Origin of the sequence: Teichococcus globiformis (genome assembly GCF_042646265.1) — a bacterium.
Classification (GTDB): Bacteria; Pseudomonadota; Alphaproteobacteria; order Acetobacterales; family Acetobacteraceae; genus Pseudoroseomonas; species Pseudoroseomonas globiformis.
On record NZ_JBHRTN010000018.1, the window covers coordinates 437,954 to 454,498 of the forward strand.

19 protein-coding genes are annotated in these 16,545 nt (G+C 68.1%); 9 read left to right on the forward strand and 10 right to left on the reverse strand.

What is annotated here, in order from left to right:
- The first annotated feature begins 260 nt into the window (after nucleotides 1-260).
- The 3 genes from ACFOD4_RS16310 to ACFOD4_RS16320 are packed head-to-tail and all read left to right on the forward strand — an operon-like array spanning nucleotide 261 to nucleotide 2,848.
- Nucleotides 261-1,670: a cytochrome ubiquinol oxidase subunit I gene (locus tag ACFOD4_RS16310; protein ID WP_379598082.1), complete on the forward strand. Its 1,410-nt coding sequence runs from the start codon at nucleotides 261-263 to the stop codon at nucleotides 1,668-1,670.
- Nucleotides 1,671-1,682: 12 nt separating this feature from the next.
- Nucleotides 1,683-2,747, forward strand: coding sequence for a cytochrome d ubiquinol oxidase subunit II (gene cydB, locus ACFOD4_RS16315; RefSeq protein WP_379598084.1), 1,065 nt, complete (start codon nucleotides 1,683-1,685; stop codon nucleotides 2,745-2,747).
- Entirely contained in the window at nucleotides 2,747-2,848 is a 102-nt protein-coding gene (locus ACFOD4_RS16320; protein WP_379598085.1) for a DUF2474 domain-containing protein, read from the forward strand. The genes cydB and ACFOD4_RS16320 overlap by 1 nt, the downstream gene beginning before the upstream one ends.
- 47 nt (nucleotides 2,849-2,895) lie before the next feature.
- Here the strand turns inward: ACFOD4_RS16320 and ACFOD4_RS16325 are convergent, their stop codons facing one another.
- The 6 genes from ACFOD4_RS16325 to ACFOD4_RS16350 all read right to left on the reverse strand — a co-directional run bounded on the left by ACFOD4_RS16325 (nucleotide 2,896) and on the right by ACFOD4_RS16350 (nucleotide 9,174).
- Nucleotides 2,896-3,711: a CheR family methyltransferase gene (locus ACFOD4_RS16325; RefSeq protein WP_379598086.1), complete on the reverse strand. Its 816-nt coding sequence runs from the start codon at nucleotides 3,709-3,711 to the stop codon at nucleotides 2,896-2,898.
- A complete protein-coding gene (locus tag ACFOD4_RS16330; protein ID WP_379598088.1) occupies nucleotides 3,708-4,934 on the reverse strand; it encodes a protein-glutamate methylesterase/protein-glutamine glutaminase in 1,227 nt (408 codons plus the stop codon). The genes ACFOD4_RS16325 and ACFOD4_RS16330 overlap by 4 nt, the downstream gene beginning before the upstream one ends.
- On the reverse strand, nucleotides 4,931-5,320 hold the full coding sequence (locus ACFOD4_RS16335; protein WP_379598090.1) for a response regulator: 390 nt from the start codon (nucleotides 5,318-5,320) through the stop codon (nucleotides 4,931-4,933). The genes ACFOD4_RS16330 and ACFOD4_RS16335 overlap by 4 nt, the downstream gene beginning before the upstream one ends.
- Before the next feature lie 23 nt (nucleotides 5,321-5,343).
- A complete protein-coding gene (locus tag ACFOD4_RS16340) occupies nucleotides 5,344-5,832 on the reverse strand; it encodes a chemotaxis protein CheW (protein WP_379598092.1) in 489 nt (162 codons plus the stop codon).
- A gap of 12 nt (nucleotides 5,833-5,844) precedes the next feature.
- Nucleotides 5,845-8,490 carry a hybrid sensor histidine kinase/response regulator gene (locus ACFOD4_RS16345; RefSeq protein WP_379598094.1) on the reverse strand — a complete coding sequence of 882 codons (2,646 nt, stop codon included), beginning with the start codon at nucleotides 8,488-8,490 and terminating at the stop codon, nucleotides 5,845-5,847.
- 93 nt (nucleotides 8,491-8,583) lie between these two features.
- Nucleotides 8,584-9,174 (reverse strand): histidine phosphotransferase family protein, encoded by a 591-nt coding sequence (locus ACFOD4_RS16350; protein ID WP_379598096.1) that lies wholly within the window; start codon nucleotides 9,172-9,174, stop codon nucleotides 8,584-8,586.
- Between the two features lie 149 nt (nucleotides 9,175-9,323).
- On the opposite strand from ACFOD4_RS16350, the gene ACFOD4_RS16355 reads away from it, so the two are divergent.
- The 4 genes from ACFOD4_RS16355 (at nucleotide 9,324) to ACFOD4_RS16370 (ending at nucleotide 11,767) form a co-directional block, all read left to right on the forward strand.
- The gene (locus ACFOD4_RS16355; RefSeq protein WP_456316902.1) at nucleotides 9,324-9,494 is read left to right on the forward strand and encodes a DUF3553 domain-containing protein; all 171 of its coding nucleotides are present in this window, start codon (nucleotides 9,324-9,326) and stop codon (nucleotides 9,492-9,494) included.
- Nucleotides 9,495-9,519: 25 nt separating this feature from the next.
- Nucleotides 9,520-10,290: a sulfite exporter TauE/SafE family protein gene (locus ACFOD4_RS16360; RefSeq protein WP_379598100.1), complete on the forward strand. Its 771-nt coding sequence runs from the start codon at nucleotides 9,520-9,522 to the stop codon at nucleotides 10,288-10,290.
- Between the two features lie 78 nt (nucleotides 10,291-10,368).
- On the forward strand, nucleotides 10,369-11,361 hold the full coding sequence (moaA, locus tag ACFOD4_RS16365) for a GTP 3',8-cyclase MoaA (RefSeq protein WP_379598102.1): 993 nt from the start codon (nucleotides 10,369-10,371) through the stop codon (nucleotides 11,359-11,361).
- Between the two features lie 4 nt (nucleotides 11,362-11,365).
- Nucleotides 11,366-11,767, forward strand: coding sequence for a hypothetical protein (locus ACFOD4_RS16370; RefSeq protein ID WP_379598104.1), 402 nt, complete (start codon nucleotides 11,366-11,368; stop codon nucleotides 11,765-11,767).
- A 4-nt stretch (nucleotides 11,768-11,771) separates the two neighbouring features.
- Here the strand turns inward: ACFOD4_RS16370 and ACFOD4_RS16375 are convergent, their stop codons facing one another.
- From ACFOD4_RS16375 to ACFOD4_RS16385, 3 genes are all read right to left on the reverse strand, one after another.
- Nucleotides 11,772-12,449 carry a hypothetical protein gene (locus ACFOD4_RS16375; protein WP_379598106.1) on the reverse strand — a complete coding sequence of 226 codons (678 nt, stop codon included), beginning with the start codon at nucleotides 12,447-12,449 and terminating at the stop codon, nucleotides 11,772-11,774.
- Entirely contained in the window at nucleotides 12,446-13,078 is a 633-nt protein-coding gene (locus ACFOD4_RS16380; protein WP_379598108.1) for a YjbE family putative metal transport protein, read from the reverse strand. The genes ACFOD4_RS16375 and ACFOD4_RS16380 overlap by 4 nt, the downstream gene beginning before the upstream one ends.
- Nucleotides 13,079-13,260: 182 nt before the next feature.
- Nucleotides 13,261-13,914, reverse strand: a complete 654-nt coding sequence (locus ACFOD4_RS16385) for a TerC family protein (RefSeq protein ID WP_379598109.1) — start codon at nucleotides 13,912-13,914, stop codon at nucleotides 13,261-13,263.
- A 228-nt stretch (nucleotides 13,915-14,142) separates the two neighbouring features.
- Here ACFOD4_RS16385 and purB point away from each other — a divergent pair, with 228 nt between their 5' ends.
- Nucleotides 14,143-15,474 (forward strand): adenylosuccinate lyase, encoded by a 1,332-nt coding sequence (purB, locus tag ACFOD4_RS16390; RefSeq protein ID WP_379598111.1) that lies wholly within the window; start codon nucleotides 14,143-14,145, stop codon nucleotides 15,472-15,474.
- 120 nt (nucleotides 15,475-15,594) lie between these two features.
- Entirely contained in the window at nucleotides 15,595-15,924 is a 330-nt protein-coding gene (locus ACFOD4_RS16395; RefSeq protein ID WP_379598113.1) for a hypothetical protein, read from the forward strand.
- A gap of 54 nt (nucleotides 15,925-15,978) precedes the next feature.
- On the opposite strand, the gene ACFOD4_RS16400 is transcribed toward ACFOD4_RS16395, so the two are convergent.
- Entirely contained in the window at nucleotides 15,979-16,428 is a 450-nt protein-coding gene (locus ACFOD4_RS16400; protein WP_379598115.1) for an accessory factor UbiK family protein, read from the reverse strand.
- Nucleotides 16,429-16,545: the final 117 nt, after the last annotated feature.

The window sequence follows — 16,545 nt, forward strand, 5'->3', positions numbered from 1 at the left end:
TCGGCCAGGGCGGCGGCGGCGGCGAGGCCAATGCCGCGCCCGGCGCCGGTCACCAGGGCGCGCTTGCCGTCCAGGCGCATCTTAGGGGTCTTCGGCAACTGGGTCATTCTGTCCTCTTTCCGGTGATTTCCATCCGCGGCATGCGGTAGATCAATGTTTGGCGCAATGCGTCGCGACATGAAGCCTGCCTGAGAGACACTCAGCCGTCACCCGCCGGAACCGTCCGGTGCGGAACGGCCCCGACCCCTGGGAGCGTCAGCATGGCCTGGGATTTCCTGCCGAGCGCGCTGGACCTCGCACGGTTCCAGTTCGCGTTCACCATCGCCTTCCACTTCATTTTTCCGGCCTTCACCATCGGCCTCGCCAGCTTCCTGGCGGTGCTGGAGGGGCTGTGGCTCGTCACTGGCCGGTCGGCGTACCTGGACCTGTTCAAGTACTGGGTGAAGGTCTTCGCCATCGCCTTCGCCATGGGCGTGGTGTCCGGCGTCGTCATGTCGTACCAGATCGGCACCAACTGGTCGGTCTTCTCCGACCGCACCGGCAATGTGCTGGGGCCGCTGCTGGGTTACGAGGTGCTGACCGCCTTCTTCCTGGAGGCCGGCTTCCTCGGCGTCATGCTGTTCGGGCTGAATCGGGTGGGGCGCGGGCTGCACTTCACCGCCACCTGCCTTGTCGCTCTCGGCACCGCCATCTCCGCCTTCTGGATCCTTTCCGCCAACAGCTGGATGCAGACGCCTGGCGGGCACCTTATCGACGCCGATGGGCGCTTCATGCCGGATGATTGGTGGGCGATCATCTTCAACGCCTCCTTCCCCTTCCGCTTCGCCCACACCCTGACCGGCGCCTATCTCACCACCGCCTTCATTGTCGGCGCGGTGGCCGCCTTCCACCTGCTGACCGACAGCCGCAACGAGCGGACCCGCATCATGTTCTCCATGGCGATGTGGATGGCGGCCATCGTGGCGCCGCTACAGATCGTCATCGGCGACCTGCACGGTTTGAACACGCTGCAGCACCAGCCGATCAAGGTCGCCGCCATGGAAGGGCATTGGGAGCGGCAGCGCGGCGCGCCCTTTATCGTGCTTGGCCGGCCGGACCACGCACGCGAGACGACCGATGTGTGGTTCGAGATCCCAAAGGCCTCGGCCCTGATCCTGACGCATGAGCTGGATGGCGAAACGCCCGGGCTGAAGGATGTGCCGCCGGAGCAGCGGCCGACCAACGTGCCGCTGATCTTCTGGTCGTTCCGCATCATGGTGGCGATGGGGTCGCTGATGGCGCTGCTGGGCCTGGGCTCGCTGGTGCTGCGCTGGCGGCGGGCGCTGTTTGACACGGCGTGGTTCCATCGCTGCGCCGTGGCCATGGGCCCGTCCGGCCTGATCGCCGTGACAGCCGGATGGATCGTGACCGAGGCTGGCCGCCAGCCCTACACTGTGCAAGGGCTGCTGCGCACCGCAGACAGCGTCTCGCCCCTGGCGGCGCCGGCCGTCGCCACCTCACTGCTGGCCTTCATCGTCGTCTACTTCATCGTCTTCGGCGCCGGCATCGCCTTTCTGTTCAGGCTCTTTGCCAGGCCGCCCTATTCCGCCGAATCCGACGTGCCGGCCGGGGAACCGATCCGCAGCTCCGGCATCACCCCGGGCATCAGCCGCATCCGCCAGAATGGCTGAGGGAGACGCAGCATGGAATTCTACCTGCCCCTGATCTGGGCCGTCCTGATCGCCACCGCCGTGTTCCTGTACGTCGTCATGGACGGCTTCGACCTCGGCCTCGGCATCCTGTTTCCCTGGTTTCCGCAGAAGCATGAACGGGATGTCATGGTGAACTCGGCGGCGCCCGTCTGGGACGGCAACGAGACGTGGCTGGTGCTGGGCGGGGCCGGCCTCTACGCCGTGTTCCCGCTTGCCTATGCCACCATCTTTCCCGCCCTCTACATGCCACTGATCCTGATGCTGCTGGCGCTGATCTTTCGCGGCGTGGCCTTCGAGATGCGCTTCAAGGCGCTGACGGACGCACACCGGCGCTGGTGGGACCGCTCCTTCTGTTGGGGCAGCTACCTCGCCGGCTTCTGTCAGGGCATCGCCCTTGGTGCTCTGGTGCAGGGCATCCGGGTTGAGAACCGCGCCTATGCCGGTGGCTGGTGGGACTGGCTGACTCCGTTTTCGCTGCTGACCGGCGCGGCGCTGCTGACCGGCTACGCGCTGCTCGGCGCCTGCTGGCTGATCTGGCGCAGCGAAGGGCCGATCGCTGCCCGCGCGCGCCGGCTGGCCAAGCGGCTGGGTGGTGCCCTGCTGGGCTTCATTGTTGTTATCAGCCTGATCATGCCCTTCATGGGCACGGCTTTCGCTACCCGCTGGTTCACACTCCCCTGGATGGCGGCCGCGGCGCCGGTCCCGCTGCTGCTGGGCTTGTTCACCTGGCGCTTCTTCCGCGCCATCGACATCACCGAGCGCCGCGAGGCGATGGCCGACCAGGACCCGGACGGACGGGCCTTTCGCTGGCATGACGGTGCGCCGTTCCTGTATGCCCTGGGCTGGTTCTTCCTGTCCTACACGGGCCTGGGCATCAGTCTGTGGCCTAACATGGTGCCGCCGGGCATCAGCATCTGGGACGCCGCGGCCTCGCCCCGGTCGCAGCTCTTCCTGCTCTATGGCGCGGCCGTGCTGATCCCGGTGATCCTGGCCTACACCGCCTATGTGTACTGGATCTTCCGCGGCAAGGTGCGCGTTGGCGAGGGTTATCACTGATGGCCCGGCGCCTGGGCTGGTTCGTGCTTCTCTGGCTCAGCGGCACAGCGAGCCTGACCATCATCGCGTACGTGATCCGCTGGGTGCTGCATCCCGGATGATCCGAGGCGCAGGCGGGCGGAACCTCGCCCGCCTGCCCACCCCGGCCTCAGGCGGCGCCGGCACGCAGAACCGTCGGCGCGTACACGCCCCGCTCGCCGGGCACGGCGGCCAGCCTGTCGGTCAGGCCCAGCACCGTCTCGGCTCCGCCGAGATAGACCACCCCATCCGGCGCCAGCTGCGCCGACAGCGCATTGAGCACCCGCCCCTTTGTCGGAGGGTCGAAATAGATCAGCACGTTGCGGCAGAAGATGACGTCGAACTTGCCAAGCGCACGATGATCGCCCAGCAGGTTGCGCTCCTCGAACCGCGCCATGGAGCGGAGCTCCGGCGCGATCCGCCAGCGTCCCCCTTCCTGTCGGAAGTGCTTCACCAGCATCTGCACGGGCAGCCCGCGCTGCACCTCGAACTGAGTGAAAACCCCTTCCCGTGCGCGATCCACGACCTCCCGGGACAGATCGGTGCCGTAGATCTCGGCGCCGCGGATACCCAGCTCCACCAGGATCATCGCGATGGAATAGGCTTCCTGCCCGGTAGAGCAGGCTGCCGACCAGATGCGCAGCCGGTGACCCGCCGGGCGCGACGCCATCAGCTTCGGCAGCAGCCGCTTCAGGTGATCGAACGGCTTGCTGTCCCGAAAGAAGCTGCTTTCATTCGTGGTCAGCGCCTCGGTGACGTTGCGTGCCAGAACTTCCGCCCGCGGGTCGCGCAGGCGCAACGCCAACGCATCCAGGCTCGGGATGCCCTCCTGCTTCAGGATCTGCGCCAGGCGCGTTTCCAGCATGTATTCCTTGTCCGGCGTCAGAACGATGCCGGAGCGTGTCTTCACAAGCGCCGCGATCGAGGCGAATCCTTCGGCATTCATGCCATTCCTCCCGGGGCGCCTGCCCCAAGCTGCGCCAATACTTTCTCCGCCAGTTGCTCCGGCGGCAGCAACGCCTCGGCCAAGCCTGCCTTGGCGACGGCACCGGGCATGCCCCAGACCACGCTGGAAGCCTCGTCCTGCGCCAGCACCGTGCCGCCGGCGGCGGCCACCGCCTTGCACCCCAGCATGCCGTCAGCCCCCATCCCCGTAAGAATGACGCTGAGCACCCGCCCCTCGCAGGCCTTGACCACGCTGCGCAGCATCGGGTCCACCGCCGGGCGGCAGAAATTCTCCGGTGCGTCGCTGTTCAGCCGCGCCACCAGCCCGGCAGGGCCGGCCTCCACCAGCAGGTGCCGGTCGCCAGGCGCCACATAGATCCGCCCGGCGCGCAGCACCTCGCCATCCTTTGCTTCCGCCGCCTGCAGGCCGCCCAGGCGGCTGAGATGATCGGCCAGCATGGCGGTGAAGCCGGCAGGCATGTGCTGAACCACCACCGCCGGCACCGCCAGGGATGGGCCCAGCCGGCGCACAAAGGCCGCCAAGGCCTGCGGGCCGCCGGTGGAGGACCCGATGGCCAGCAATCTGGCGCGGGCGCGCGGCCCACTCACCTGGCGCAGGGCCGGCGCCGCACCGACGGGCCGCACCGCCGCAGGCTGAGGCGGAACCGGCAGGGGAGGAGGCAGCGAGGGTGCCGCCGCCAGGACCACGGAAGGTCGCGGAACAGGCTGCGGCGCAGCGGGGCGGGGCAAGAGGGCAGCGCGGGCACTGCGCACGCGCGCCCAGCCCTTCACCTTGGCCAGCAGGTCTGCCCGGAAAACGGGATCGTTCATGCCTCCCGCCGCTGCCGTAGGTTTCGGCACATAGTCGGCGGCGCCAGCCCGCATGGCCGCCATGGTGGCCTCTGCCCCGCGCTGCGTCAGAGCACTGGCGACAATGACAGCCAGGCTGGGATGCAGTTTCAACAGCAGGGGCAATGCCGTCATGCCATCCATCACCGGCATTTCGAGGTCGAGCAGCAACACGTGCGGCCGCTCCGCTTCGGGCAAGGCGCCAATGGCATCCAGCGCCTGCTGCCCATCACCCACTCGTCCAATCACCTCCAGCGCAGGATCGGCGCCCAGGATGCGGGCAAAGGCGGACCGCACGGTGGCGCTGTCGTCGCACAACATCACGCGGACCACCCCGCGCCCGCCCCGCCCCGCGGCGGAAAGCGCGGCGCTCACGATTCCAGTTCCTCCTCAACAAGGCCGAGCTGCGCCAGCTTGCCGGTCAGGATGGCATCGTCGAACGGCTTCATGATGTATTCCTGCGCACCATTCGCCAGCGCCTGCATGATCTTGTCGAACTCGCTTTCGGTGGTGCAAAGCATCACCAGCGGCTCCTCCGGCCCGAACTCGGCACGCAGTGCGACCAGGAACTCCATGCCGTCCATTACCGGCATGTTCCAGTCCAGCAACACCAGCTTCGGTAGTGCGAAGCGGCAGGCCTCCAGCGCCTTCTGGCCATCTTCCGCCTCCCGAATGGCGAAGCCGTGGCGCTCCAGGATGCGGCGCGCGGCCTTGCGGACCACACGGCTGTCATCCACCACCAGCACATTGATCTGATCCATGGTGGTTCTCCTCTCCATCCGCCTCAGTCGATCGCCAGGATGCGGTCCACATCCAGCACAATGAGCAGTTGCCCATCCTGCCGGTGCACGCCGCGCGAGATGTCGCGCCAGACGGTGTCCAGCGTCGGCGGGTTTCCGGCGAAGCCCTCCGCCTTCAGCGGCACGACCTCGCCCACCGTGTCGGACAGGAGGCTGTAGAGCTCGCCACCCTGCTCGACCACCACGCTCATCGGCGGGGCGGCACCGGCTTCGCGCAGCGGGAGCCCCAGCCGCCGGCGCAGGTCGATCGCCGTGACGATGCGGCCGCGCAGGTTGAGGCTGCCGGCCACCTCCTTGGGCGCCAGCGGCACGCGGGTAATGGCGGGCGCCGCCATGATGTCGCGCACGGTGAGCACCGGTACGCCGCAAAGCTGGCCGGCAACCGTCAGCGTCAGGAACATTTCCGCCGCGCTGTCGGTCATGAGGGCGGTGCCGTTGCGCGGCGCCGCGGGAGGCTGGGTTTGGGTTTGCATCTTGCGTGATCCTCAGACCAAAGTCGGTGTGGCCAGGCATTCGCGCATAGCGCCGAGCAGCGCCTCGCGATCCGATTTTCCAAGCGCAGTTGTGAAGCCCGCTGCCATTGCCTTGCGCATGCGCTCGGCATCCATCCGGCCGCTCAGCGCCAGCATCGGCAGCTCGCTCCACGCGCCCTCGGCGCGAACGGCGCGTGCCAGGCCGAGCCCATCCAGATCGGGCATCTCGATGTCGGAGACGATGATATCGAACATCGCACCGTGCTCGCGCAGCGCCAATGCCTCGGCCGCGCTGTTCACCGCTGTCACCGCATAGCCCGCCGCCCCGAGGCCGGGGACCAGCAGATGGCGGAAAAAGGCGCTGTCTTCCACCAGCAGCAGGCGGGGCTCGGACACGTCCGGCGCCGGTTGCCGGAACCAGTCATCGCCCGCCTGATGCAGCCACCAGGAGCAGTCGATCACGTCTGTGACCTTGCCGCAGATGACCGAGGAGCCGAGGAAGCCCGGCTGCTCGGAGGTGCCCTCGATGTTCAGCACCTCTTCGACCACGTCGAGGATGGCGTCGACCATCAGCCCCATGGCGCGATCGCGGTCGTTGAACACCAGCACGGCCTGGCGGCGGCCCCGCTCCGGCGGGCTCCAGTGGCCCGACATCGGCACCAGCGGCATCAGCTTGCCACGGTACTGGACCAGGAACTTGCCGCCCGAATGCTCGATGCTCTCAACCGGCAGGTCCTCGAGCCGCGCCACCAGGCCCAGCGGCACCGCCTTTGGCGTGTCGTCGCCAGCGGAGAACAGCAGGAGGGCGGTGCGCTCGCCCGAGCGGGCGCTGCCCATGGCCGCGACCTTCACCGCGTCATCCACCGGCCCGTCGGCGCCGACGCCGGTGGCGCGAGCGATGCCGTTGGGATCCAGGATCATGATGACGCTGCCATCGCCGAGGATGGTGTTGCCGGAGAACATGGTGACGTGGCGCAAGATCGGCGCAACCGGCTTCACCACGATCTCCTCGGTGTCGAACACCTTGTCGACGATGATGCCGAAGACGTTGCCGCCGACCTGGGTGACGATTACGAAGCCTTCCTCCCGGGCCTCCTCCGGCCGGGTATCGAGCTGCAGCAGGCGCGACAGCGAGACCAACGGCAGCAGCCGCTCGCGCAGGCGCATCACCGGGGTGTCGTGGATGCGCTCGATCTGCGCGGCCTCGCCGCTGCCACCCGCGCGCACCAGCTCCACCACGCCGATCTGCGGCACGGCGAAGCGCTCCCCCGCCGCCTCGACGATCAGCGCCGAGACGATGGCCAACGTCAGCGGGATCTTGATGAAAAAGGTCGTGCCCTTTCCTTCCACCGAGCGCAGCTCGATGGTGCCGCCGATCTTCTCGACATTGGTCTTCACCACGTCCATGCCGACGCCGCGGCCCGACACGGAGGTGACGGCGGCGGCGGTGGAGAAGCCGGCGCGGAAAATGAAGTGCTGGATCTCCCGCTCGCTCATGCCGGCCAGCTCGGCCTCGGTGGCCAGGCCCTGCGCCAGCACCTTGGCCTTGATCCGCTCAGCCGGCAGGCCGCGCCCGTCGTCACCGATCTCGATGATGATGTGGCCGCCTTCGTGATAGGCGTTCAGCGTGATGCGGCCGAGTTCCGGCTTGCCGGCTGCGCGGCGCTGCTCCGGCGTTTCCAGCCCATGGTCACCGCTGTTGCGGACCATGTGCGTCAGCGGGTCCTTGATCAGCTCCAGCACCTGCCGGTCCAGCTCGGTGTCCGCGCCTTTCATCACCAGCTCGATCTTCTTGCCGAGCTCGTTGGCAAGATCGCGCACAATGCGCGGCAGCTTCTGCCACGCATTACCGATCGGCTGCATGCGCGTCTTCATCACACCTTCCTGCAACTCGGAAGTGATGTGCGACAAACGCTGCAGCGGAACGGTTAGCGCCGCGTCACTGCGCGCCCGCACCAGCTGCAACAGCTGGTTGCGGGTCAGCACAAGTTCGCTGACCAGCGTCATCAGGTCTTCCAGCACGTCCACCGAGACGCGGATGGTCTGGGCAGGCGTGATCGGGCCTGCGGCAACAGGGGCGGCCTCGCTTTCCTCGGCGCGCGGCGCGGGAACATGCGGCGCGGGGGTTGCCGGTGGCACGGGCACCACCGGCGCGCGAGGAGCCTCCGGCTCGGCCGGGGCATCGAACAGCGCCTCGGCGGCGGCCGCATCAGCCACCGGGTCCGATCCCGCTTCCTCGGATGGAGGAGCAGTAGCGGCAGCGATGGGCGCGGCAACCGCTTCCCCGCGCCAGGCGGCATCCAGCGCCGCGATCAGCGGAGCATCATCTCCGGGCGGCTCGGCACCGGTGCTTTCCAGCCCGGCAACGATGCTCTTGAGCCCGTCCAGCGCGGACAGGATCAGCGTGATCCCCTCGGGCGTCACCTGCAACGTGCCGTCGCGGTAGCGCCCGAGCACATTCTCGGCCGCATGCGCGACCTTCTCCAGGCGGGAAAGACCTAGAAAGCCGCAAGTGCCCTTGATGGTGTGGACATTGCGGAAGATCTCGGAGAGGGTCTGCCGGTCGTCCGGCGCCTTCTCCAGCTTCAGCAACGCACCATCGAGGGCCGCAAGCCCCTCATTGGTCTCGGTCAGAAAATCGGCGAGAAGGTCGTCCATGGCAGTCCCCGACAGGCTGGGTTCGTTCCACAGCCTGTGCGCCGGACCGCAAACAGCCGGTAAACGGCGGTGCCGGATTCGCGCAGCGTGTTCTCAGGCGGCCGGCGACAGGATCAGCGCCTCTTCTCCCTCGTGCGGAACTACCAGCATGCGCCATCGCGACGCCACCGTGAGCCGCCCCAGCATGGCCGCCGGCACTTCACGGGGGCCCAATGCCGGCTCGCCCCGCAGCACCGTGAGCAAGGGCGCGGGCCATGCCACAGCACGGCCGGAAGGGTGCAGCAGCAGCCCTTCTCCTTCCCGCGACAACGTGACGACGCCCCCACGCGGCAGCGCATCGCCCACCAGCAGTGCCGCCACCAGCAGCATCTGCGCAACCGGTGCCGGCAGCGCCTCCTCCGTGCCCATTCCCTTCAGCGCGAGGCTGGCACGACCGCCGGCGAGCATGCCATCCAGCAGGCCGCTCAGTTCCGACAGGGCCAAGGTATCGCTGATGCCGCCGCAGGCGGCACGCCAGAACTTCAGCCGCCGGCGCAGATCCGTGGCGGCGTCGCGCGCCAGCTCTGCCGCTTCCGGATCGTCCTCCAGCATGTCCAGGGCGCCGGTGACGGTGCCGAGCGGCCCCACCAGGTCGTGGCACAGCCTGGCACACAGATCCTGCGCCAGCGTGGTTTCCCCTTCCATCCATGCATCTCCATTCCGGCGGGCGCGGATTCGCGGCACCCGGCTCCATGTCGATCCCTTTAGCCTGTGTCTCTTGAAGGCGACGTTAAGATTCCCCTTTCCCTGCCCACTGGCGCCACGCCGGCAGCCGCGTCACCCTTGAAGCCATGATGACGATTCTTGAACCCGGCCTCCTTGTCCGGCATCCGGCTCATCCCGAATGGGGGCTGGGGCAGGTGCAGTCGGTGGCCGGCCACCGGGTGACGGTGAACTTTGAACATGCCGGCAAGCTGCTGATCAACACGCGGCAGGTCGCGCTCGACGTGGTCGATTCGCCGTGATGTGGCATGCCGGGCGGCTCCGGCCTTGAGCGGGCCGGACTGGGCCGCGGCCTGGGCAGGGGCGGCGTCCCTGCTCGGCGGATGGGAAATCGGAGTGGCGGTGGGCGCGACCCTGCTGGCTGGGCTGCTGCGCGGTTATGCGGGCTTCGGTACCGCCATTCTGCTGGCACCGGTTTACTCGACGCTGTGGGGCCCGCGTGTCGGCGTGCCGATCATGCTGCTGATGGAGTTGTTCGTTTCGGCCTACCTGATGCCGCGCGCCTTCGGTCAGGCCAACCGGCGGGTCATCTTCTCCATCGGCGCCGCCGCCGCGCTGGCCACGCCCATCGGCGCCCTGGTGCTGCTGGCAGCCGATCCGCTGGCCTTGCGCAAGGCCATCGGGGTTTGCGTGCTGGCGCTCGGGGCAGCCATGATGTCGGGCTGGCGCTACCACGGCGCGCGGCCGATCGGGCTCAACCTCGCCGTTGGCACCGTGTCGGGTCTGCTCAAGGGCGCCACCGGCATGTCCGGGCCACCGGTCATCCTTTATCTGCTCTCCGGCCCTGAGGCAGCGGCGCAGCACCGCGCCAACCTGATCCTGTATTTTGGCCTGATCGGCATCGTTGCCGTCATCCCGCCGCTCTGGGGCGGGCTGATCGGCCTGCCGGTGCTGATGATGACGGCTCTGATGCTGCCGCTGATGCTGCTCAGCGTGCCGCTGGGGGCGCGCCTGTTCCATGTGGTCCCGGTGGCATGGTACCGCCGCTGCGCCCTGGCGGCCCTGGCCGCGGCCGGGTTGTTCGCGCTTCTCGGCTGAGGGCTTGCAAGCGGGCGGCAGGGACGCCCAAATGAGGGCGTGTCCCATTTCACCGCCCTTGCCCCGGATCCCCGTGCCATGATCGACCCGTTCGGCAGGCGAATCTCGTATCTGCGCGTATCGGTCACCGACCGGTGTGACCTGCGCTGCACCTACTGCATGGCCGAGGACATGACCTTCCTGCCCAAGGCCCAAGTGCTGAGCCTTGAGGAGCTGGAACGGCTCTGCGGGGCCTTTATCGACCTTGGGGTGCAACGCATCCGACTCACCGGCGGCGAGCCGCTGGTCCGGCGCGACGTGATGCGGCTAATCGGAGCGCTCGGTGCGCGCCTCGGGCCCGAGGGGCTGCGCGAGTTGACGCTGACCACCAACGGCACCCAACTGACCAAGCATGCCGAGGGTCTCTACGCCGCGGGGGTCAGGCGCATCAACGTCTCGCTCGATTCGCTGGACCCGGCCCGGTTCCGGGCCTTGACCCGTTGGGGCGACATCAACAAGACGCTGGACGGCATCTTCGCCGCCAAGGCGGCCGGGTTGGCGGTGAAGATCAACGCGGTCGCCATGAAGGGCGTGAACGAGGATGAGTTCGACCGCCTGCTGATCTGGTGCGGCGAGCACGGCTTCGACCTGACCCTGATCGAAACCATGCCGATGGGCGAAATCAGCGAGGATCGCACCGACCAGTACCTGCCCCTTTCCCTGGTGCGGAACCGGTTGCGGGCGCATTGGACCTTGCTCGACACGGATTACGCCACGGGCGGCCCGGCGCGTTACATGGTGGTCAAGGAAACCGGCCAGCGCCTGGGTTTTATCACGCCCATGACGCACAACTTTTGCGAGAGCTGCAACCGGGTACGCCTGACCTGTACCGGGACGCTGTACATGTGCCTGGGTCAGGATGACGCGGCCGACCTCCGTACGGTCCTGCGCCAACCGGGTCTGGGCGATGCGGGGCTGCGCGACGCGATCCGCGAAGCCATCACCCGCAAGCCCAAGGGGCATGATTTCGTGATCGACCGTCGCCACAGCCGTCCGGCCGTGGCCCGGCACATGAGCCTCACAGGCGGCTAGCTCCATGCAGGATTTCCGGGCTCTGGTCACCTCCCTCGCCATTCCCGGAATGCCGGAATGGACGGGGTTGCTTCTGCTGCTGCTGGGCCTGCTCTGCGCCGCGGCCTTTTTGCTGATGCCATTCAGCGTGTTCGGGGTGAAGGCTCGGCTGGAAGCTTTGGAGGTGCAGCTCGACGAGATCCAGTCGGAGATCCGCGAACTCGCCTTGTCGATCCAGGATCCGCTGGCGGCGCGCCGCCCTGGCCCGGTCAGCGCCGACTGGACGGAGCCGCCATCCCTGGGCGGCAGCCGCCTGCCGTCACACGAAGCGCCGCGGGTGGTGCCGCCCGTGCCGCCGCCGCCAGCCTATCCGCAAACGCCCGCCCGCCGGGCCGAGCCGCGGCTGGACTGGCCGCGGCAGCGCTGAACCCCTAGGGGATGACGGCACCGGCTGCGGGTCCCGCCAGCGGACGCGGAGGCACTGGCGCCAGGCCGCGGGCAGCACGGGCGATGTCGAGCGTGAACGCGTCGGCATCCAGTTGCAGCAGTGTCTTCTGACGGGTGGGCACGGCCACGAAGACCTTGAGGAACCGCCCGGCCGCCACGCCGACGCAGACTTGCTGCCACATCGGCGAACGGCCATAGGTGCCTTCCAGCACCGCGCATTGCAGCGGTCCGCCTCCCTCGGCTGGAAGCACGTGCCGCGTGGATTCCGCCATGGAGCGCCCGGGGGCTGGATTCAGCGCCTCGGCCACCCCTTCTTCCAGCTTCACCGTGACGGTGGCAACTGGCGTATCGGGGGGCAGTGGCGGCATGCCGTGGTCATACAGCGTGACGGCGGCAACCGCTGCCCGCGCCGCAACGTCCGGGCCCGCCAGCGTGGCGTAGTCCACTGCTCGTCCCTGACCGGGCTGGCTCGCCTCCATGTCCGTGGTGACACCGCGTCCGAAGCCTGAAGCTTCCTGCGGCAGCCTGTCCAGAACCGTGTCCAGCGGCGGCCGGAGGCCGCCAGCGCCCGCTCCTCCATCCGGTGCCACGCAGCCCCCGGCCAGCAGCGCCAGCAAGGCCGGAGCAACGAGCCTGGCAGCCCGTGCGATGCCTGGCGTCAATGGCTCGCCCCCGGCAGCCTCAGCCCTAGAGCGAGCACCGCATTGGCCATGATGATCCCCTCCCACAGAAGCTCCAAACCCACATAGGTGATGAGCGCCACGCCGATGTAGGCGATGAACCGGAAGCGGTCGAGGAGCCGGGCCAGCAATCCGCCCAGCAAGCCCATCATCAGGATGGAGATGACCAGCCCGACGATCAGCAGCGGGAGGTTGGCGCGCGCTACGGCGGCCACGGCCAACACGTTGTCGAGGCTCATGGACACATCGGCCAACACGATCTGCCAAAGAGCCTGTGTCAGCGTCTTCTCAGGCGATGCCGCCGCCTTCGTGTCTGCGTCGTTCCCGCCGTCATGGCGAAGCTCGCTGAAGAAGCTCCAGGCGATGTAGAGAAGCGCCAGCCCGCCCAGCAGGTCGATCCACCATAGCGAGAGAAGCAGGCTGGCGAAGATGGAGAAGATGACACGCAGCACCGCGGCGGCGATCACCCCGAACAGCACAGCCTTGCTTCTCTGATGCGCCGGCAGCCCCGCCGCCGCCAGCCCGATCACCACCGCATTGTCACCGGACAGGATGATGTTGAGCCACATGATCTCGGCCAGCGCCGGCAGCATGCTGGTGAACGCTTCCATGGAAACCTGGGATCTCCCGTGTCGCGGGGACTCCACGGTCCCGTCAGGGGCGGCACGCTACTGGAGGGGGGCAGCACCGTGAAGCGGTCAGGCCCAAGCATGACAAGGGCTTAACCTCTGAGAAAGCATAAAAAAGGGCCGCCCGATGGGCGGCCCCGGACGGCTCGCTCAGGAGCGCGGCATCACCGCGCGGAAGTGCCGCTGCCGGTCAGGTAAGGCAGCACTTCGCCACTGCCCGACCAGATCATGTCGATCGCGACATACAGGATCACCAGCAGGCCGACCCAGGCGATCCAGCGGTGCTTCTCGAGCAGCTTGGCAATGAAGGTGGCGGCGACACCCATCAGCACAACCGAGATGGCAAGCCCGACCACCAGCACCCAGAGGTGCTCCTTGGCGGCACCGGCCACGGCCAGCACGTTGTCGAGGCTCATGGAGACGTCCGCCACCAGGATCTGGATGATGGCGCCCCTCAGCGTCTTGCGCTGGCCGGTGGAGGCGGCCTCGGCGTGGGCCTCCATCTCGGCCTCTGTCACCTCGGGCGCGTGGCCGCGCTGCAACTCGCGGAACATCTTGTAGCAGACCCACAGCAGCAGGATGCCGCCCGCCAGGGTGATGCCGACAATGGCGAGGAGCTGGGTTGTGATGGCCGCGAAGCCGATTCGCATCACGGTTGCCGCGACGATGCCCCAGAAGATGGCCTTGCGCCGCTGATCCGCGGGCAGCCCGGCGGCCGCCATGCCCACCACGATGGCGTTGTCTCCCGCCAGCACGAGGTCGATCAGCAGAACCTGACCGAGCGCAATCAGCTCGGGCATGAAGGCAGACAAATCCATGAACCTGTTCCCGTTCCCGTCAGCAGTAGCTCGCGCTTAGAGCGCCCGTTGGGCTTTCACAATGCTCATGTCCAGAACATGAACATTCCTTCATTTATTGTAACAGGTCAGCTTCATGTTCCTGCCGGTTGACGTGGGCGCCCGCGAGGGGCCATTCCCGCCGCATCGCGCCCGGGCGGCGCCCCGCCGGGCGCATGGCCCGCCGCCCCCGCTGCCAGGAAGATCCCCATGGTCCCGCGCTACGCCCGCCCCGAAATGTCCGCCATCTGGTCGCCCGAATCGCGCTACCGAATCTGGTTCGAGATCGAGGCGCTGGCCGCCGAGGCGATGGGGCAGCTTGGCACCATCCCGGCCGAGGCCGCGCGCGCCATCCGAGAGAAGGGCCAGCCCCGCGCCGACGGCATCTCCGCCGCCGACATCGCCCGCATCGACGAGATCGAGCGCGAAACCCGCCACGATGTCATCGCCTTCCTGACCTGGATGGCCGAGGGCATTGGCGAGGAAGCGCGCTTCATGCACCAGGGCATGACCTCCTCCGATGTGCTGGACACCTGTCTTTCGGTGCAGCTGACCCGCGCCGCCGATCTGCTGATCGCCGACATGGACGCCCTGCTCGCAGCCCTGCAGCGCCGTGCCGTCGAGCACAAGTTCACCCCCACCGTGGGCCGATCCCACGGCATCCATGCCGAGCCCACCACTTTCGGCCTGAAGCTTGCCGGGCACTACGCGGAATTCGCCCGCTGCCGTGCGCGGCTGGTTGCGGCGCGGGCGGAGGTCGCGAGTTGCGCCATTTCCGGCCCCGTGGGCACCTTTGCCAGCGTGGACCCGAGGGTCGAGGAGTTCGTGGCCGGGAAGCTTGGCCTGGCCGTGGAGCCGGTTTCCACGCAGGTGATCCCGCGCGACCGGCACGCGGCCTTTTTCTGCGCGCTCGCCGTGGTGGCCTCGGCCATTGAACGGCTGGCCACGGAGGTGCGCCACCTGCAGCGCTCCGAGGTGCGGGAAGCGGAGGAATTCTTCCACCCAGGCCAGAAGGGCTCCTCGGCCATGCCGCACAAGCGCAACCCGGTGCTGAGCGAGAACCTGACGGGGCTTGCCCGTGTGGTGCGTGGATATGCCACCCCGGCGCTGGAGAACGTCGCGCTGTGGCATGAGCGGGACATCAGCCATTCCTCGGTGGAGCGGTTCATCGGCCCCGACGCCACCATCACCCTGGATTTCGCCCTGGCCCGCCTGACCGGCATGATGGACAAGCTGACGGTGTATCCCGAGCAGATGGTGGCCAATCTGGAAAGCCTGGGCGGCGTGGTGCACAGCCAGAAGGTTCTTCTGGCCCTCACGCAAGCGGGCATTTCGCGCGAGAACGCCTACAAGGCAGTGCAGCGCGCGGCCATGGCGACCTGGACAAAGCTGGCCGAACCGGATGGCAGGAGCTTCCGCGACAACCTGCTGGCCGATGCGGAAGTGTCCGGCAAGCTCGACGCGGCGGCGCTGGATGCGGCGATCGATCCACAGCGCGACTTCCGCCATGTGGAGACAATCTTCAGCCGTGTCTTCGGCTGAATCTTTCGCGTTGCGGCACACGGGGACGTGACGGTGCGGTCATGTTCCCGCCCGGCCTCCGCCACGGTTCTGCCTTCGACGGCACCCCATATGGGAACCATGACGAGGAGGACCGAGACCATGCGCCGCTTGCGTCAACTGGCCATGATCGGGCTGGCCGCCGCCGGCCTGGTGCTGGGCACCGCAGCCGCCCTTCCCGGCGCCGCCAAGGCCGCGGGGGTGAACCAACCGGAGGTTCTGCTGGTGCATGATGGCTGGCGCCGTGGCCCGCCGCCGCGCTGGCACCACCGCCACCAGGGACCGCCCCGCGGCTATTACGGGCCGCCGCCGCGCTACTACCACCGTCCGCCGCCAGTGATCTACCAGCCGCCGCCGCGTGCCTATTACCCGCCGCCACCGCCGCGCTATTACCGGCCGGCGCCACGGGCCGGCTTCTATTTCGGCTACTGATAAGGCAGGGCGGGGATCATCCACGGGGATCATCCCCTGCCCTGTTGACCGGCCTTAGCCGATATCCTGCTCCGGCAATGGGCCCGGCTTCGGCGTTCCAGGCCCGGCTTCGCCCACCACCGGCGGCTCGCCCTTCACGGTGGGTTCTACGCGGCCGGCCGAGCCACCCCCCTGGAGCTTCGTTTCCAGCGCCGCAACACGCTCCGCCAGCGCAGAGCTTTCCTCGCGTGCCCGGCGGGCCACTTCCAGCGCCGCGTCCAGATCCTCACGCTTCACCAGGTCCAGGCGCTGCACCAGCATCTCGACCTGAGACTTGGCCATCGCTTCCACCTCGGCCCGCAGCCCGGCCATCACCGAGAATGCGCCGCCGGCCATGCCTGCAAGGTCGTCGAAGAAGCGTCCGCGGCGGCCAGGGCCAGCGCCAGGCCCGCCGCCCATTCCGCCACCCGGGCCGCTCCCGGTGCCGCCACCCATTCCGCCGCCCGTCTCGGGTCCGGTATTCATGTCGCGCATTCTCCTCTCGGCGGCCATGCCGCCCGCCATGATCTCTGCCGTCAACTTGCCGGCCGGGTGGCACGGCGCCTATACCCGGCGCCTATAGCCGCCCGGGGCGGGGGGCGG

What these genes read in the sequence shown, in the direction of transcription:
- ACFOD4_RS16400 (WP_379598115.1), bottom strand. Translation starts at nt 16,428, where the DNA reads ATGAATACCGGACCCGAGACGGGCGGCGGAATGGGTGGCGGCACCGGG.
- ACFOD4_RS16380 (WP_379598108.1), bottom strand. Translation starts at nt 13,078, where the DNA reads ATGGAAGCGTTCACCAGCATGCTGCCGGCGCTGGCCGAGATCATGTGG.
- ACFOD4_RS16355 (WP_456316902.1), top strand. Translation starts at nt 9,324, where the DNA reads ATGACGATTCTTGAACCCGGCCTCCTTGTCCGGCATCCGGCTCATCCC.
- ACFOD4_RS16340 (WP_379598092.1), bottom strand. Translation starts at nt 5,832, where the DNA reads ATGCAAACCCAAACCCAGCCTCCCGCGGCGCCGCGCAACGGCACCGCC.
- purB (WP_379598111.1), top strand. Translation starts at nt 14,143, where the DNA reads ATGGTCCCGCGCTACGCCCGCCCCGAAATGTCCGCCATCTGGTCGCCC.
- moaA (WP_379598102.1), top strand. Translation starts at nt 10,369, where the DNA reads ATGATCGACCCGTTCGGCAGGCGAATCTCGTATCTGCGCGTATCGGTC.
- ACFOD4_RS16335 (WP_379598090.1), bottom strand. Translation starts at nt 5,320, where the DNA reads ATGGATCAGATCAATGTGCTGGTGGTGGATGACAGCCGTGTGGTCCGC.
- cydB (WP_379598084.1), top strand. Translation starts at nt 1,683, where the DNA reads ATGGAATTCTACCTGCCCCTGATCTGGGCCGTCCTGATCGCCACCGCC.
- ACFOD4_RS16345 (WP_379598094.1), bottom strand. Translation starts at nt 8,490, where the DNA reads ATGGACGACCTTCTCGCCGATTTTCTGACCGAGACCAATGAGGGGCTT.
- ACFOD4_RS16385 (WP_379598109.1), bottom strand. Translation starts at nt 13,914, where the DNA reads ATGGATTTGTCTGCCTTCATGCCCGAGCTGATTGCGCTCGGTCAGGTT.
- ACFOD4_RS16395 (WP_379598113.1), top strand. Translation starts at nt 15,595, where the DNA reads ATGCGCCGCTTGCGTCAACTGGCCATGATCGGGCTGGCCGCCGCCGGC.
- ACFOD4_RS16310 (WP_379598082.1), top strand. Translation starts at nt 261, where the DNA reads ATGGCCTGGGATTTCCTGCCGAGCGCGCTGGACCTCGCACGGTTCCAG.
- ACFOD4_RS16325 (WP_379598086.1), bottom strand. Translation starts at nt 3,711, where the DNA reads ATGAATGCCGAAGGATTCGCCTCGATCGCGGCGCTTGTGAAGACACGC.
- ACFOD4_RS16370 (WP_379598104.1), top strand. Translation starts at nt 11,366, where the DNA reads ATGCAGGATTTCCGGGCTCTGGTCACCTCCCTCGCCATTCCCGGAATG.
- ACFOD4_RS16320 (WP_379598085.1), top strand. Translation starts at nt 2,747, where the DNA reads ATGGCCCGGCGCCTGGGCTGGTTCGTGCTTCTCTGGCTCAGCGGCACA.
- ACFOD4_RS16350 (WP_379598096.1), bottom strand. Translation starts at nt 9,174, where the DNA reads ATGGAAGGGGAAACCACGCTGGCGCAGGATCTGTGTGCCAGGCTGTGC.